Origin of the sequence: Noviherbaspirillum sedimenti, assembly GCF_003590835.1 — a bacterium.
GTDB lineage: Bacteria > Pseudomonadota > Gammaproteobacteria > Burkholderiales > Burkholderiaceae_D > Paucimonas > Paucimonas sedimenti.
In genome coordinates this window covers 3,015,096-3,028,928 of record NZ_QYUQ01000002.1, presented here as the reverse complement: position 1 = coordinate 3,028,928, position 13,833 = coordinate 3,015,096, and the positions used below count along the sequence as shown (strand labels likewise).

13 protein-coding genes are annotated in these 13,833 nt (G+C 52.5%); 12 read left to right on the top strand and 1 reads right to left on the bottom strand.

The window, feature by feature from the left end; genetic code table 11:
* Window positions 1-159 precede the first annotated feature (159 nt).
* A complete protein-coding gene (locus D3878_RS14135) occupies window positions 160-1,089 on the bottom strand; it encodes a LysR family transcriptional regulator (protein WP_233556335.1) in 930 nt (309 codons plus the stop codon).
* A gap of 102 nt (window positions 1,090-1,191) precedes the next feature.
* Here D3878_RS14135 and D3878_RS14130 point away from each other — a divergent pair, with 102 nt between their 5' ends.
* The 12 genes from D3878_RS14130 to fahA all read left to right on the top strand — a co-directional run bounded on the left by D3878_RS14130 (window position 1,192) and on the right by fahA (window position 13,780).
* Window positions 1,192-2,229, top strand: coding sequence for an aromatic ring-hydroxylating dioxygenase subunit alpha (locus D3878_RS14130; RefSeq protein ID WP_119786072.1), 1,038 nt, complete (start codon window positions 1,192-1,194; stop codon window positions 2,227-2,229).
* Complete coding sequence (locus D3878_RS14125) at window positions 2,213-3,175, top strand: PDR/VanB family oxidoreductase (RefSeq protein ID WP_119786071.1); 963 nt, start codon at window positions 2,213-2,215, stop codon at window positions 3,173-3,175. The genes D3878_RS14130 and D3878_RS14125 overlap by 17 nt, the downstream gene beginning before the upstream one ends.
* A 122-nt stretch (window positions 3,176-3,297) precedes the next feature.
* A complete protein-coding gene (locus D3878_RS14120) occupies window positions 3,298-4,446 on the top strand; it encodes an ABC transporter substrate-binding protein (RefSeq protein ID WP_119786070.1) in 1,149 nt (382 codons plus the stop codon).
* A 127-nt stretch (window positions 4,447-4,573) separates the two neighbouring features.
* The gene (locus tag D3878_RS14115; protein ID WP_119786069.1) at window positions 4,574-5,449 is read left to right on the top strand and encodes a branched-chain amino acid ABC transporter permease; all 876 of its coding nucleotides are present in this window, start codon (window positions 4,574-4,576) and stop codon (window positions 5,447-5,449) included.
* The gene (locus D3878_RS14110; protein WP_233556334.1) at window positions 5,446-6,456 is read left to right on the top strand and encodes a branched-chain amino acid ABC transporter permease; all 1,011 of its coding nucleotides are present in this window, start codon (window positions 5,446-5,448) and stop codon (window positions 6,454-6,456) included. Before D3878_RS14115 ends, D3878_RS14110 begins: the two co-directional genes overlap by 4 nt.
* Window position 6,457: 1 nt before the next feature.
* Window positions 6,458-7,213, top strand: coding sequence for an ABC transporter ATP-binding protein (locus D3878_RS14105; protein WP_119786067.1), 756 nt, complete (start codon window positions 6,458-6,460; stop codon window positions 7,211-7,213).
* Between the two features lie 79 nt (window positions 7,214-7,292).
* The gene (locus D3878_RS14100) at window positions 7,293-7,994 is read left to right on the top strand and encodes an ABC transporter ATP-binding protein (protein ID WP_199688277.1); all 702 of its coding nucleotides are present in this window, start codon (window positions 7,293-7,295) and stop codon (window positions 7,992-7,994) included.
* 52 nt (window positions 7,995-8,046) lie between these two features.
* Window positions 8,047-9,009, top strand: a complete 963-nt coding sequence (locus tag D3878_RS14095; protein WP_119786065.1) for an MBL fold metallo-hydrolase — start codon at window positions 8,047-8,049, stop codon at window positions 9,007-9,009.
* Window positions 9,010-9,102: 93 nt separating this feature from the next.
* Window positions 9,103-10,776 carry an FAD-dependent oxidoreductase gene (locus D3878_RS14090; RefSeq protein ID WP_119786064.1) on the top strand — a complete coding sequence of 558 codons (1,674 nt, stop codon included), beginning with the start codon at window positions 9,103-9,105 and terminating at the stop codon, window positions 10,774-10,776.
* A 12-nt stretch (window positions 10,777-10,788) separates the two neighbouring features.
* Window positions 10,789-10,986 carry a DUF2783 domain-containing protein gene (locus D3878_RS14085; protein WP_119786063.1) on the top strand — a complete coding sequence of 66 codons (198 nt, stop codon included), beginning with the start codon at window positions 10,789-10,791 and terminating at the stop codon, window positions 10,984-10,986.
* 168 nt (window positions 10,987-11,154) lie between these two features.
* Window positions 11,155-12,504 (top strand): homogentisate 1,2-dioxygenase, encoded by a 1,350-nt coding sequence (gene hmgA / locus D3878_RS14080; RefSeq protein WP_233556333.1) that lies wholly within the window; start codon window positions 11,155-11,157, stop codon window positions 12,502-12,504.
* Window positions 12,494-13,780 carry a fumarylacetoacetase gene (gene fahA, locus D3878_RS14075; protein ID WP_119786062.1) on the top strand — a complete coding sequence of 429 codons (1,287 nt, stop codon included), beginning with the start codon at window positions 12,494-12,496 and terminating at the stop codon, window positions 13,778-13,780. Before hmgA ends, fahA begins: the two co-directional genes overlap by 11 nt.
* Window positions 13,781-13,833 lie beyond the last annotated feature (53 nt).

Below are 13,833 nucleotides of genomic sequence, written 5' to 3'. Positions count from 1 at the left end.
GCGCTCCGGGGGCTAATACTACAGCTGTAAGTTTGGAGAATATTTGGTGATTTGGCCTGTCCAACGTGAGGATGCGTTGGAGGACTGGTGATGGAAGGCATTGTAAGGCGGCATGTTGAATTGAGCGAAATTTAATACGCTGCGGTTTGGTTTGTGGGATCACTCAGATAAGGAATCGAACGTTTCTTTGACGAGTCTTCTTAACCAGGTGTTCGCCTCATCGTGGTGGTATCTGGGATGCCAATGCTGACGCAACGTGAATTGAGGAAGCGGGATTGGAGGGGGGACCATCCGTACTGTATTAAACTTTGAAAAAACTGTGCCCAGTTCGCGTGGTACCGTTGCAATTAGATCGGGATTGCGCTCAATGATTAGCGGGATTGTTAAAAAATGCGGCGTTGTAAAATAAATTTTGCGTTCTCTGCCATAGTCATCTACCACGCTGTCATAGTAACCTTCCGTCCGATCAGCCAATGCAACAGTAATGTGCTCCATTTCAAAATACTGATCAACCGAGATTTCATCGCCGATTTTCTTATTCTTGCAGCTGACGATCGTAGTGAAAGAGCGCATGTAAAGCTGTTGTTGAAAGAGCCCCTTGGGAATCGAATGCAGTGAGCCTAAAGCCAGATCGATTTCACCTGATTCAAGCGCGTTAAAAATTTCCTTGGGACGGATCCGTATCGATTGAATCGTGCAGTTTGGTGCAGCTTCCCGTAACCGCTCAATCAATGGCGGCAAAAAGATTAACTCTCCAAGGTCCGTCATACACAGACTAAAGGCACGCTTCGCTTTTTTCGCGTCAAAGCGAGTGGCGACCAACAAATCATTTCTAATCGATCCCATCACGCCAAGCACTGTCGCTGCGAGATCCTCAGCGCGCGGTGTAGGCTTCATCCCGCGTCCCGTTTTGACAAACAATGGGTCGTTGAAGAACTCCCGTAGCCTGCGTAAGGCGTGACTCATTGCGCTTTGCGACATGCCAAGTTGGTCAGCAGCTTTACTGACATTTTGTTCACGAAGCAGAGCGTCGAAGACGGCGATGAGATTCAGATCCAACGATGCGTTATGCGCGGTATTCATAATCATTATGATCAATTGCTTATTTACGCATAATAAAACAAATCCTAATATGCATCCATCGCATATGTCATATATGTTGTTCGTATATGACCTCAAAAGGAGACCGGGATGTTTATCAAGAATTGCTGGTATGTCGCTGGCTGGGATAAAGAGGTCCCGCAAGACGGCTTTCTAAGCAGAACTATTGCCAATATGCCATTGGCAATATGGCGCGACAGCCATAACAAAGTCATTGCCTTCGAAGACCGCTGCTGCCATCGTGGCGCGCCGTTGTCGAAAGGCCGTAGAGAAGGTGACTGTGTGCGATGCATGTATCACGGTCTGAAATTCGATGTGAAAGGCATTTGCATTGAAATCCCGTCTCAACCGAGAATCCCGCCTCAGGCAAAAGTCCGCGTATTTCCAGTCGTTGAAAAGCATCGCTGGATTTGGATTTGGCTGGGCGATCCCAGCCTTGCTGACGAATCGTTAATCCCAGACACGCACTGGCTCGATGACCCGGCTTGGCGCAGCAACGACGGGTACATTCACTATGACGTGAATTACCTGTTGATCGCCGATAACTTACTTGATTTCTCCCATCTCCCCTATGTGCACCCAACCACGCTTGGCGGCACCGAGGACTACGCAAAAGTCCAACCCAAAGTCGAACGTACCGATCGTGGTGTCAAGATTACCCGCTGGGCGTTGAACATTGATCCGCCGGCCTTTGTACAAAAAGTGCATCCGTTCGAGGGCAAGGTCGACCGCTGGAACATCTACGACTTTATCGCTCCAGGGATCTTGCTGATGGACTCCGGCATGGCTCCTGCCGGAACCGGCGCTCCGGAGGGAAATAGAGTCAATGCAGTCGAATTCCGCGGCTGCCAGGCCTTGTCGCCTGAGCATGACAATTCAACCCATTATTTCTTCGCTCATCCGCATAATTTTGCGATCGACCGGCCGGACGTCACTGATTCGATTCACCAAAGCGTGGTGACAGCCTTTGACGAAGACCGCGAAATCGTGGAGGCACAGCAAGCCATGGTCGCGCTTGACCCTAACTTCAAGATGGTCAACCTCGGCATTGATGCGGCGCTTTCACAGTTCAGATGGATTGTGAGCCGTGCAATCGAGCAGGAGAACAAGAGTGCCGAGCCAGCCTGAAACATATGAAGTTGTTATCGCCGAGCGCGCAATTGGCGCTGATGGCGTCGTGCAACTCGAATTGAAAACCTCCGATGGCCGTCCGCTGCCAGATTTCGAGCCTGGAGCCCATATTGATGTCCATTTGCCGAACGGATTAGTGCGTCAGTATTCTCTCTGTAATTATCAGCCAGCGCCTGACACCTATGAAATCGCAATAGGCCTTGCTGATGCTTCCCGCGGCGGATCAACTTATGTGCACGAGTCGGTACTGGAAGGTCACAAGTTGCAGATCAGCGCACCGCGTAATAATTTTGCCCTGGTGCCGGATGCGTCGACATATGTCTTTATTGCAGGCGGAATCGGCATTACGCCAATCTTAAGCATGATTCGCTGGTGCGAAATGAGCCGGAAGAGGTGGCGCTTGCTCTATACAGTACGCAGCAGAAAACGGGCAGCCTATCTCGATCAGTTGCTGGCGTTCGATCGCGACAATATCTTGCTGCATTTCGACGATGAAAAACAGGGATATGCCGACGTAGCAAAGTTTATTGCTGATCTAGACGCGCAGGACCATATCTATTGCTGCGGCCCAGAGCCGCTTATGAATGCAGTTGAGAAGTCAGCGCACGCGCATCCTAAGCATGCAGTGCATTTTGAGCGCTTCAGTGCACCGTCTTCTGATAAACAGGCGCCGAGCGACACCTTCGTGGTCCGCTTGATAAGAAGCAAGCTGGAAATCACTATTCCAGAAGATAAAAGTATTTTGGAGTGCTTGGAAGACGCCGGCGTCCTGATGCCATTTTCATGTCGAGAAGGGCTTTGCAGAAGCTGTGAGACCGCTGTATGCGCAGGTGTACCAGATCATCGTGACTATGTACTGACTGATGAGGAACAAGCTTCGAACAAGACCATGATGATCTGTGTATCGCGTGCAAAAAGCAGCGTACTTGACCTCGACCTTTGATCTGATGAAGTCATAAATTCGGCGTTCGACTGGAAATAAAGCAGTACAACTAATGGACAGTTTTTATTGGTTCAACCGCAAGCATTGCGAATGCGAGCGGGCTATTACAACTAGGAGAAGACATGAAATCATTTACCAAATTCAAGTTGATTGCTGCAGCACTGGGTATGGCGCTGTCAGCAGGTGCTTTCGCACAGAACATTAAAATCGGCGCAATTTTATCCGTGACCGGACCGGCGGCATTTTTAGGTACGCCGGAGCAGCAAACCTTGCAGCTTTACGTTGAAAAGATTAACAGTGAGGGCGGTCTGCTCGGTCGCAAGCTGGAACTTGTCAGCTATGACGACGCGAGTGAAGCAAATAAATCCAACTCATTTACTAAACGTTTGATCGAAGAAGACAAGGTCGACGTCCTGATCGGCGGAACAACCACCGGCAACACAATGGCAGCCGTGCCTTTGGCAGAGCGCGCCGGCGTGCCGTTTATTTCGCTTGCAGCGGGCATCGCAATCGTCGAACCAGTGAAGAAATGGGTCTTCAAAACACCGCATAGCGACCGGCAAGTGGTCGAGCGCGTTTTGCGCGACATGCAAAAGCGCGGCTTTAAAAAAATCGCATTGTTATCGGAAACCAGCGGTTTCGGACAGTCCGGCCACAAGGAAGTTTTGGCATTGGCGCCTACTTTGGGAATGGAAGTTGTTGTGGTCGAGACCTATGGCCCAAAGGACACTGATATGACCGCCCAGCTAACGAAGATCAAAGGCAATCCCGCCGTTCAGTCGGTGTTTGTTTTCGGTCTCGGCCAGGGGCCGGCAATCGTGTCAAAGAACATGGCGCAACTTGGTATGAAGACGCCACATTATGAGTCGCACGGCGTCGCATCTGAACAATTTATCAAACTTGCCGGACCCTCTGCCGAAGGCATCCGTTTGCCAGCAACAGCGCTCTTAGTGCCAGAAAAGCTGCCGGCTGGCGATATCCAAAAGAAGGTAGTGACTGACTATACCAAAGCATTCAACGATCGTTACAAAGTCGATCCATCTGCCTTCGGCGGCAACGCACACGACGGCATCATGTTGTATGTTGATGCAGTCAAACGCGCCAATAGCACCGACAAGGAAAAGGTCCGCGCCGCGCTGGAATCGACCAGGAAGTTCGTCGGTACCAATGGCGTCGTGAACATGTCCGCGACTGACCATAGCGGCCTGGATTTGTCTGGCTTGCGAATGCTGGAAATCCGCAACAACGACTGGACGCTGATCAATGATTAAGCCTCTAGTCTAGTTGAAGGCAGGCGCTGCCTCTAAGCGCTTGCCTTCAACCGGCTTCTCTCCACGAGTTCTGTTTTAGCGGCCGAATGGCCCGCAGGGCCCTGCTTTGCCTAAACCGGAGTAAAACATGTCGTCCGAATTTCTACAATTTCTCTTTTCCGGCATTACCCAAGGCTCTACTTATGCGCTGGCCGCATTGGGATTTGCCATGATCTATAACAGCAGCGGGGTCATCAACTTTGCCCAAGGCGAATTCATCATGGTCGGCGGCATGGCTGCTGTCTTTCTCGCACAAATTGGTATTCCGCTCTGGTTGGCAATTCTGTTAGCAATTGTCATCGCCGCTGCAGTCGGCATCTTGATCGAAAAATTGGCTATTGAACCAGCCGGCAAGGGGGAAGTCGTCAATCTCATCATTATCACGATCGGCGCTTCCTTGGTCGTCCGCGGACTGGTTGAAGTCTACCTGGGCAAGGGAAATCACATACTGCCCTCATTTAGCGGTGACGCGCCGTTTTCGATACTAGGGGCGACGATCTTGCCGCAAAGCTTGTGGGTACTCGGCGTAACAGTATTAATCGTTAGCGCCTTAGGCTGGTTCTTTAACCGTACCCGGCTTGGCAAAGCAATGCTCGCCACCTCCCACGACAAGCTGGCGGCACAGCTGGTCGGCATCAATACCAAACTTATTCTTCTGTTGAGTTTTGCTTTGGCTGCGATGCTGGGTGCCGTCGGGGGCATTCTAATCGCCCCAATTTCTACGACTTCCTATGACGTCGGAATCATGCTTGGGCTAAAAGGCTTTGTAGCAGCGACACTTGGCGGCCTGGGCAGTGGTGCTGGCGCCATCGTTGGGGGCTTGCTTCTGGGTGTGGCAGAGGCCATGACGGCGGGATACATATCCTCTGCATATAAAGATGCAATGCCATTCGTCCTCATTCTGTTTTTATTGTTCTTTATGCCGCGTGGATTGTTTGGCGCCAAAGTAACGGAGCGTGTATGAGTAAGCAAGCTACAGTATCTAAGCCGATTGCCGTCAGACCAATCGCTCCTATGACTGCTCATGTCAACGAAGGATTACTACGGCGCTTCGGCGGTTTGGTCGTGATCGGTGCGGTGTTGGCCCTGCTGCCCCTTATTCTTCCGAATAACTTCTATCTCGACCTGGTAATCCGGATGGGAATCAATGCCATCGTTGTGATTGCTTTGAATCTTCTGGCGGGTTACACGGGGCAAATCAGCCTTGGTCATGCAGGGTTCATGGGAATCGGCGCCTATTCGACCGCCATACTTACCGTGCATTTCAATTGGCCTCCGTTCGCCGCGCTGTTGGCCGGTATGGTCGCCAGCGGCGTGCTTGCGCTGTTGGTAGCACGACCCATTTTAAAATTAAAAGGGCATTACCTTGCGATGGCGACGCTTGGTCTCGGCATGATCATCAGTATTGCAATAACCAATGAGGCCAAATTTACCGGCGGTCCAGATGGCATCACGGTGCCTGCTCTCAGCTTTCTTGGCATTGAGATTAACGGCGAAAAACAATGGTATTGGGTTGTTGCCGCACTTTTGCTATTGGTTTTGGGAGGGGCAATCAACCTTGTGAATTCGCCGGCGGGACGTGCATTGCAATCGATTCACGGCTCCGAAGTGGCCGCACGCGTAGTCGGCGTCGATACTGCCGCCTTTAAAACCAAGATGTTTGTTTTCTCGGCAGTGATCGCCAGCTTCATGGGCAGCGTTGCTGCGCATTATGTCGGCTTTTTGACGCCAGGCATCGCTGGCTTCTTCCATTCGGTCGAGCTCATGACGATGGTCGTCGTTGGCGGTATGGCATCGATCTATGGATCAGTCCTCGGCGCAGTTCTCCTGACGCTGCTGCCTCAATTACTCGCGAAGTTTGAAGGTTGGGAGACGGTTGCGTTTGGCGCGATCTTGATGCTGACGATGATCTTCCTGCCTAAAGGCGTGGTGCCAAGCTTGTCGTCGCTCTGGCGCAAGAAAGGAAACTGAAATGATTCGCGTCGACAATCTCACCAAGACGTTTGGCGGTTTGAGCGCCGTGCAGGACGTGAGCTTCGAAATTCCGGAGCGTGGTGTCTATTCCGTGATCGGCCCGAATGGCGCCGGGAAAACCACCCTCTTTAACCTGATTACAGGAATCTACACCCCGACTAGCGGTGTAACTCGCCTCGGTGGCAAAGATGTGACTGGCCTTGCACCCGATGCGCTTGCAGCCCTGGGTATTAGCCGCACCTTCCAGAATCTGCAAGTGTGCATGAATATGACTGCGCTCGAAAACGTCATGACCGGTGCGCACTTGAGGCTGTCGCAGAGCTTTTTGGCCGCGATTTTCCGACTGCCGAGCTTACGCAAGGCAGATGACGAATGTCGCCAGGAGTGCGCCGAGCTCATGCAATTTGTCGGTGTCGGGAAATATGTCGATGCCCATGCGAACAGCATGTCGTATGGCGCTCTGAAAAGATTGGAGATTGCCCGGGCGTTGGCTGCAAAGCCGAAAATTCTTTTTCTCGACGAGCCCGCCGCTGGGCTGAATCACACTGAAACGCATGAGATTGAAGAATTGGTGGTCAAGATCGCGCAATCAGGCATCACTGTCGTCCTCGTGGAACACGACATGAAAATGGTGATGAACATATCGGACCGCATCCTCGTGCTCAATTACGGCAAAAAACTCGCCGAAGGCACTGCGGCGGAGGTACGCGTAAATCCAGACGTAATCGCCGCCTATTTGGGCGCGTCCGTATAAAGAGGGCCTTGGCATGCAAACAATTGACATTATTCAGGCTGAAGTGCCTCATAGAAGTGCGACCGGAACCGGCCGGGTGATGATGGAAGTAACCGGATTGACCAGCCACTATGGCCGGATTAAAGCGCTGCACGGCATAGATCTGCAAGTGAAAGAAGGACAATTGGTTGCCTTGGTCGGCGCTAATGGCGCCGGCAAAACGACGCTGCTACGCACGATATCGGGCGTGCAGCCTGCCAGCGGCGGATCCATTCGTTTCATTGATTCGGATATAACGCGCCTACGTGCCGACCGGCGGGTAAAAGCTGGCATTTGCCAGGTGCCGGAGGGGCGGCGGGTATTTGGCCCCCTAAGCATAGAGGACAACATCAAGCTGGGAGCTTTTACAAGACCGGCATCTGAAATCGAAAACGGACTTGCAAAAATGTTCGAGCTTTTCCCCGTGTTGAAGGAAAAACGCGCACTCCCCGCCGGAACCTTATCCGGCGGTCAGCAGCAAATGCTCGCGATGGCCCGCGCGCTAATGGGCAGTCCAAAGTTATTGCTTCTCGATGAACCAAGCATGGGTCTGGCCCCATTACTGGTTGACGAGATTTTTCGAGTCATCAAAGACCTGAAGGCCCAGGGAATAACAATCGTCCTTGTTGAGCAAAACGCCCACGCCGCTCTTTCCATTGCCGATATCGGCTATGTACTCGAGACCGGAAAAGTTTTGCTCAGCGGCCCGGGCCGGGAGCTGTTGCAGAACGAACAGGTGAAAAAGGCCTACTTGGGAATTTGAATCCAAGTGCGCCCGGCTTGCCTACCTTAAATCATTTATCTGGAGTTTCATCATGACTGAAAAGAAATTTGCGTCTCAAGCTGATCTGGAAGAGAAAAAGACCAGCTTCATTAAGTTGTCTGACAATGCATATGCCTATACGGCGGAGGGCGATCCGAATTCGGGCGTCATTATCGGTGACGACAGCGTGATGGTGATCGATACCACCGCCACGCCCGCAATGGCGCAGGCGCTGATTAAACACATCCGGTCCGTAACTGATTTGCCGATTAAATATGTCGTGCTATCCCACTATCATGCGGTACGGGTGCTGGGTGCTTCGGCTTATTTTAAGGAAGGCGCTGAGCAGATCATTGCTTCACGAGGCACCTATGAATTGATTGCTGAGCGCGGCGAGCAGGATATGCAGTCTGAGATCGAACGCTTTCCACGTTTGTTCGCCGGCGTCGAAACTGTTCCGGGTCTAAGCTGGCCGACGATGGTCTTTGAAAAAGAGATGACGATCTTCATGGGCAAGTTGGAAGTCAAGCTCATGCATATCGGTATGGGTCACACCAAAGGCGACACAATCGCTTGGATTCCGTCTCAAAAAATCTGCTTCTCCGGCGACCTGGTCGAATACGATGCAGCGGCCTACACCGGCGACGCGCAGCTGGAAGAATGGCCAGCAACGTTAGAAGCACTTCGAGCCATGCAGCCCGAAAAGCTTGTCCCGGGCCGCGGACCAGCATTATTGAATCCAAAAGAAGTTAATGCAGGGATTGATTACACGAAAGATTTTGTGACGACCTTGCTGAGCTGCGCCAAGGAAGCTGTCAAACAAGGAAAGTCATTGAAAGACGCAATGGCCTATGCGCGTAGCGTGATGGATCCGAAGTTCGGCGATGTGTTCATTTACGAACATTGTTTGCCATTTGATGTGACCCGTGCAGTAGACGAAGCCAGTGGCATCAAGCATCCACGCATCTGGACTGCCGAGCGCGACAAGGAGATGTGGCACTCGCTGCAAAGCTGAAGAAGCCTCATTGGGGTCGCGCCACCTTTCAATTGATTGGTGGCGCTGCGCAGGCGCGGGAAATTTCAGATTGGATTTGGCAGAGCAGAGATTATGGATAAGGATTATCAAAAAATTGAATTCAGCTATACGAAGCCCTCAAAGTTTCAGGCTGCTTCTGACGCACCGTTTCCTGTCGTCGTAGTGGGCGCTGGTCCGGTTGGCTTATCTGCTGCGGTCGATTTGGCCCAGCAGGGGATCGAGACAATTTTGCTCGACGACAGCAACAGGCTATCAGAAGGCTCACGAGCGATTTGCTTCGCCAAGCGCACGCTTGAAATTTTCGATCGCCTGCATTGCGGTGATCGCATGGTCGACAAGGGCGTGAGCTGGAATGTCGGTAAGGTATTTTTCCGCGACGCTCCTGTTTATAGTTTTAATCTGCTGCCGGAAGAGGGGCACAGACGTCCCGCCTTTATCAATTTGCAGCAGTACTATGTGGAAGGCTTCCTCTACGAACAGGCAATCCAGGAAAAGAACCTCGATCTGCGCTGGAAGAACAAGGTGGTTGGCTTGCAGCAGCTCGATGACTGCGTTGTATTGACAGTCGAGACGCCGGAGGAAACGTATGAGCTTCGTGCGAAATATGTCGTAGTAGCGGATGGCAGCCGCAGTGCGATTCGAAATTTTATGGGATTAGAAAGCAATGGTCGCGTTTTTAAAGATCGGTTTTTGATCGCCGACGTCAAAATGTGTGCCGAATTTCCTACAGAGCGCTGGTTCTGGTTCGATCCGCCATTTCACCCAAATCAGTCAGTGTTGTTGCACAAGCAGCCAGACGATGTTTGGCGCATCGACTTTCAGCTTGGCTGGGATGCGGACCCGGTCGCCGAAAGGGACCCGGAACGTGTTATCCCGCGTATCAAGGCCCTGCTTGGCGAAGATGTCGAATTCAAACTTGAGTGGGTCAGCGTGTACACCTTCTCTTGTCTGCGCATGGAAAAGTTCCGACATGGCCGGGTTCTGTTCGCTGGCGATTCTGCGCATGGTGTGTCGCCATTCGGCGCGCGCGGGGCAAACAGTGGCGTGCAGGATGCAGATAACCTTACATGGAAACTCAAGCTGGTTTTGGCTGGCAAAGCGCCCGATACATTGTTGGATACGTATGGGGTCGAGCGTGAAGAGGCTGCTGATGAAAATATCCTCAATTCGACACGGGCGACTGATTTTATTACGCCAAAAAGCGCAGTCAGCAAGATCTTCCGTGACGCCGTACTAGAGCTCTCGAAAAATCATGGCTTTGCCCGACGTATCGTCAATAGTGGAAGACTATCCATGCCGACCACCTATACCCGGTCGCTCTTGGCAACGCCCGATATCGACACGTTTGCGGGAAAGATGGTGCCAGGTGCGCCATGTACGGATGCTTCGATTGCAGTTGACGGCAGACCGGGATGGTTGCTCAGTCTGTTAGGAGGCGACTTTAACGCATTGTATTTTGCGGACAAGAACGGCCCTTCTTCCAAAGAATTGGATGCCTTGCATTCCTTGTCTCATGCAGATCTGCCAGTAAGGCCAATCGTCGTGATGCCTGCGGAGAGCAATTCGGTTAAATTTCCCGGCCTGACGGTGATTACGGACAGCACGGGACTGCTTAAGCAACGTTTTGACGCAGTGCCGGGCACATTTTATTTACTACGGCCGGATCAGCATGTCTGCGCGAGATGGCGCACCTTCGATTTGAATAAAGTCCGTGCTGCCGTCGGGCGCGCGACATGTAACGTATAGAAGGAGCAAAGCATGAGTCAATCATTAAATTTGGAGCCAAACCTCGACCGAGTCGATGACTTTTATCAGATGCTGATCGATACCCACCAAGGTTTGAGCGATGCAGAAAGCCAAACGGTCAATGCAAAGCTGGTTCTGGTTTTGGCTAATCACATCGGTGACATTAATGTCCTAAAACAGGCTCTGGAAATCGCGAAGGCCGGAGCCTAAACACAACAGACGCACATTTGTGCCGGTCTGGGGGCGAAGCGGCGACGGCAGGCGGGCGCACGTGCCCAATATCTTGACGCCGCAAGTACGCCACCCAGTTACTCACGATTTGAATGTGGTGTGATCTTTACTGCTCTTGAAAATTGATACCTGCATTAAAGGAAACGCATGAATACGATTTCTGATAAGAGAATGGCCCCGGTCGATTTGCCAGTGCAAATGGCTTATCAATCCGGCTTCGCCAATGAATTCGCAACCGAAGCACTTCCGGGTGCCTTGCCGATAGGCCAAAATTCTCCGCAGCGCGCTGCATACGGTCTGTATGCAGAACAGCTCTCTGGCACTGCATTTACCGCGCCTCGTAGCCATAATCGGCGTTCGTGGCTTTACCGTATCAGGCCAGCGGCCGTACATCAGCCCTTCAAGCAAATTGACCATGGGCGCATCGTGTCAGACTTTTCACATGTGCCGCCAACGCCACCGAATCAATTACGTTGGGATCCGTTGCCAATCCCAACTGTGCCTACCGACTTCGTTGGAGGTTGGGTAACAATGGCAGGAAATGGGTCGCCGGACGCGCAGTCAGGTTGTGCCATTCATTTATACGCGGCCAATCAATCGATGTCAGGTCGATTCTTTTACAATGCTGATGGCGAATTGTTGATCGTGCCGCAGCACGGACGTTTGCTGATCTCAACCGAGCTTGGACGCCTTGAAATCGCACCGCAGGAAATTGCCGTTATCCCGCGCGGCGTGCGCTTCCGTGTAGAGTTGCCTGATGGACAGGCACGCGGCTATATTTGCGAAAACTTCGGCGCATTATTCCGGCTTCCGGATCTCGGGGTCATTGGCTCCAACGGTTTGGCTAACCCAAGAGATTTTCTTACGCCACAAGCCTGGTATGAGGACGTTGAAGGCGAGTTTGAATTGGTGGCGAAGTTTAATGGCTTTCTCTGGAGCGCCGCAATCGGTCACTCGCCTTTGGATGTGGTAGCGTGGCATGGTAACTATGCGCCGTACAAGTATGACTTGCGCCGTTTCAATTCCATCGGGTCGATTAGTTTTGATCATCCAGATCCTTCAATCTTCTTGGTACTTCAGTCACCAAGCGACACACCTGGCGTGGATACGATCGACTTCGTGATTTTCCCACCACGCTGGTTGGCGGCAGAATCAACGTTTCGGCCGCCGTGGTATCACCGCAATATCGCAAGCGAATTCATGGGGTTGATTCACGGCGAATATGACGCCAAAGCAGAGGGATTCGTGCCTGGGGGCGCGAGCCTCCACAACTGTATGTCAGGCCATGGTCCGGATGCAGAAACCTTCGACAAAGCCTCTAATGCGGACACATCGCGGCCCAATAAGGTGGCAGATACAATGGCTTTCATGTTCGAGACACCCGCCGTCATCAAGCCAACCCGGTTCGCATTGGAGACCGCTCAGCTGCAAAGCGAATACTTCCAATGCTGGCAAACACTGAAGAAAAATTTTGACCCGGAAAAAAATGAAATCTGATCCCACTACATTGCCTTCACTGAAAAGCTGGGTACAAAGTGCCAATGCTCCAGATACTGATTTCCCAATGCAGAACTTGCCTTTCGGTGTATTCCAAACGGCTGATTCGCCGGCAAGGGTCGGGGTCGCCATCGGCAGCGAGATACTGGACTTGGCGGCGCTTGCCGACGTGGGTCTTTTGCACTGCGAGCCAGGCGTTTTCTCGCGTCCGCGTCTGAATGATTTCATTGCGCTGGGACGCGTGGCTTGGCGCAACGTCCGGGAGCAGATTAGCGCACTGCTTTCGGAATCGAACCGGACATTGCAAGACGATGGCGGGTTGCGGTCGAAAGCCCTGATCTCTCGGGCGCAGGCTACCATGTTGCTGCCGGTTGACATACCGGGCTATACCGATTTTTATTCATCCAAAGAGCATGCAACCAATGTCGGCATGCTGTTTCGCGACCCTCAAAACGCATTGCTGCCGAACTGGTCGGAGATTCCGATCGGCTACAACGGCCGCGCATCGTCCGTGGTGGTAAGCGGCACGCCGGTCCGCCGGCCAAATGGGCAGATCAAATTGCCGGACCAGGAACGGCCGATTTTCGGTCCATGTCGCAAGCTCGATTTGGAACTGGAAACCGGATTTATCGTCGGCGTGCCGAATCAGCTTGGCGATCCGATTCCTTGCGAAAGGGCGGAGCAGCATATCTTCGGCATGGTGCTGCTGAACGACTGGAGCGCGCGCGATTTCCAGGCATGGGAATACGTGCCGCTAGGCCCGTTTAACGCCAAGACCTTTGCGACGACAATTTCGCCTTGGGTCGTAACCATGGATGCGCTGGAGCCGTTCCGCACCGCACAGCCGGTGCAGTCGCCCGAACCTTTGCCTTATCTCCGACATGAAGGAAAACATGCGTTCGACATCGAACTGGAGGCATTGTTGAAGCCGCAGCAGGCGGCTGAACCGACGACAATCGCCCATACCAACTTCAAATACATGTATTGGTCGATGGCGCAGCAGCTGGCGCACCACACTGTGTCCGGCTGCAACACCCGGGTCGGCGATCTCATGGGTTCGGGCACGATCAGTGGCCCGACGCGTGATTCACTCGGATCGCTGCTTGAAATGACTTTCAACGGACGTGAGTCGATCACCTTAAAAACCGGTGAAAAACGTGCCTTCATCGAGGACGGCGATGAACTTGTATTGCGTGGCTGGTGCCAGGGCGAGGGGTTCCGCGTCGGCTTCGGCACATGCCATGGTGTGGTGCTTCCCGCCAAGCCCTTTGAATAAGCGACACCAATCTGCCGCTATACAGCCATTGGCGCACGGAAGCGATGGTGTCG

What these genes read in the sequence shown, in the direction of transcription:
- D3878_RS14105 (WP_119786067.1), top strand. Translation starts at nt 6,458, where the DNA reads ATGATTCGCGTCGACAATCTCACCAAGACGTTTGGCGGTTTGAGCGCC.
- fahA (WP_119786062.1), top strand. Translation starts at nt 12,494, where the DNA reads ATGAAATCTGATCCCACTACATTGCCTTCACTGAAAAGCTGGGTACAA.
- D3878_RS14090 (WP_119786064.1), top strand. Translation starts at nt 9,103, where the DNA reads ATGGATAAGGATTATCAAAAAATTGAATTCAGCTATACGAAGCCCTCA.
- D3878_RS14100 (WP_199688277.1), top strand. Translation starts at nt 7,293, where the DNA reads ATGATGGAAGTAACCGGATTGACCAGCCACTATGGCCGGATTAAAGCG.
- D3878_RS14110 (WP_233556334.1), top strand. Translation starts at nt 5,446, where the DNA reads ATGAGTAAGCAAGCTACAGTATCTAAGCCGATTGCCGTCAGACCAATC.
- D3878_RS14130 (WP_119786072.1), top strand. Translation starts at nt 1,192, where the DNA reads ATGTTTATCAAGAATTGCTGGTATGTCGCTGGCTGGGATAAAGAGGTC.
- D3878_RS14115 (WP_119786069.1), top strand. Translation starts at nt 4,574, where the DNA reads ATGTCGTCCGAATTTCTACAATTTCTCTTTTCCGGCATTACCCAAGGC.
- D3878_RS14135 (WP_233556335.1), bottom strand. Translation starts at nt 1,089, where the DNA reads ATGATTATGAATACCGCGCATAACGCATCGTTGGATCTGAATCTCATC.
- D3878_RS14095 (WP_119786065.1), top strand. Translation starts at nt 8,047, where the DNA reads ATGACTGAAAAGAAATTTGCGTCTCAAGCTGATCTGGAAGAGAAAAAG.
- D3878_RS14085 (WP_119786063.1), top strand. Translation starts at nt 10,789, where the DNA reads ATGAGTCAATCATTAAATTTGGAGCCAAACCTCGACCGAGTCGATGAC.
- D3878_RS14120 (WP_119786070.1), top strand. Translation starts at nt 3,298, where the DNA reads ATGAAATCATTTACCAAATTCAAGTTGATTGCTGCAGCACTGGGTATG.
- hmgA (WP_233556333.1), top strand. Translation starts at nt 11,155, where the DNA reads ATGAATACGATTTCTGATAAGAGAATGGCCCCGGTCGATTTGCCAGTG.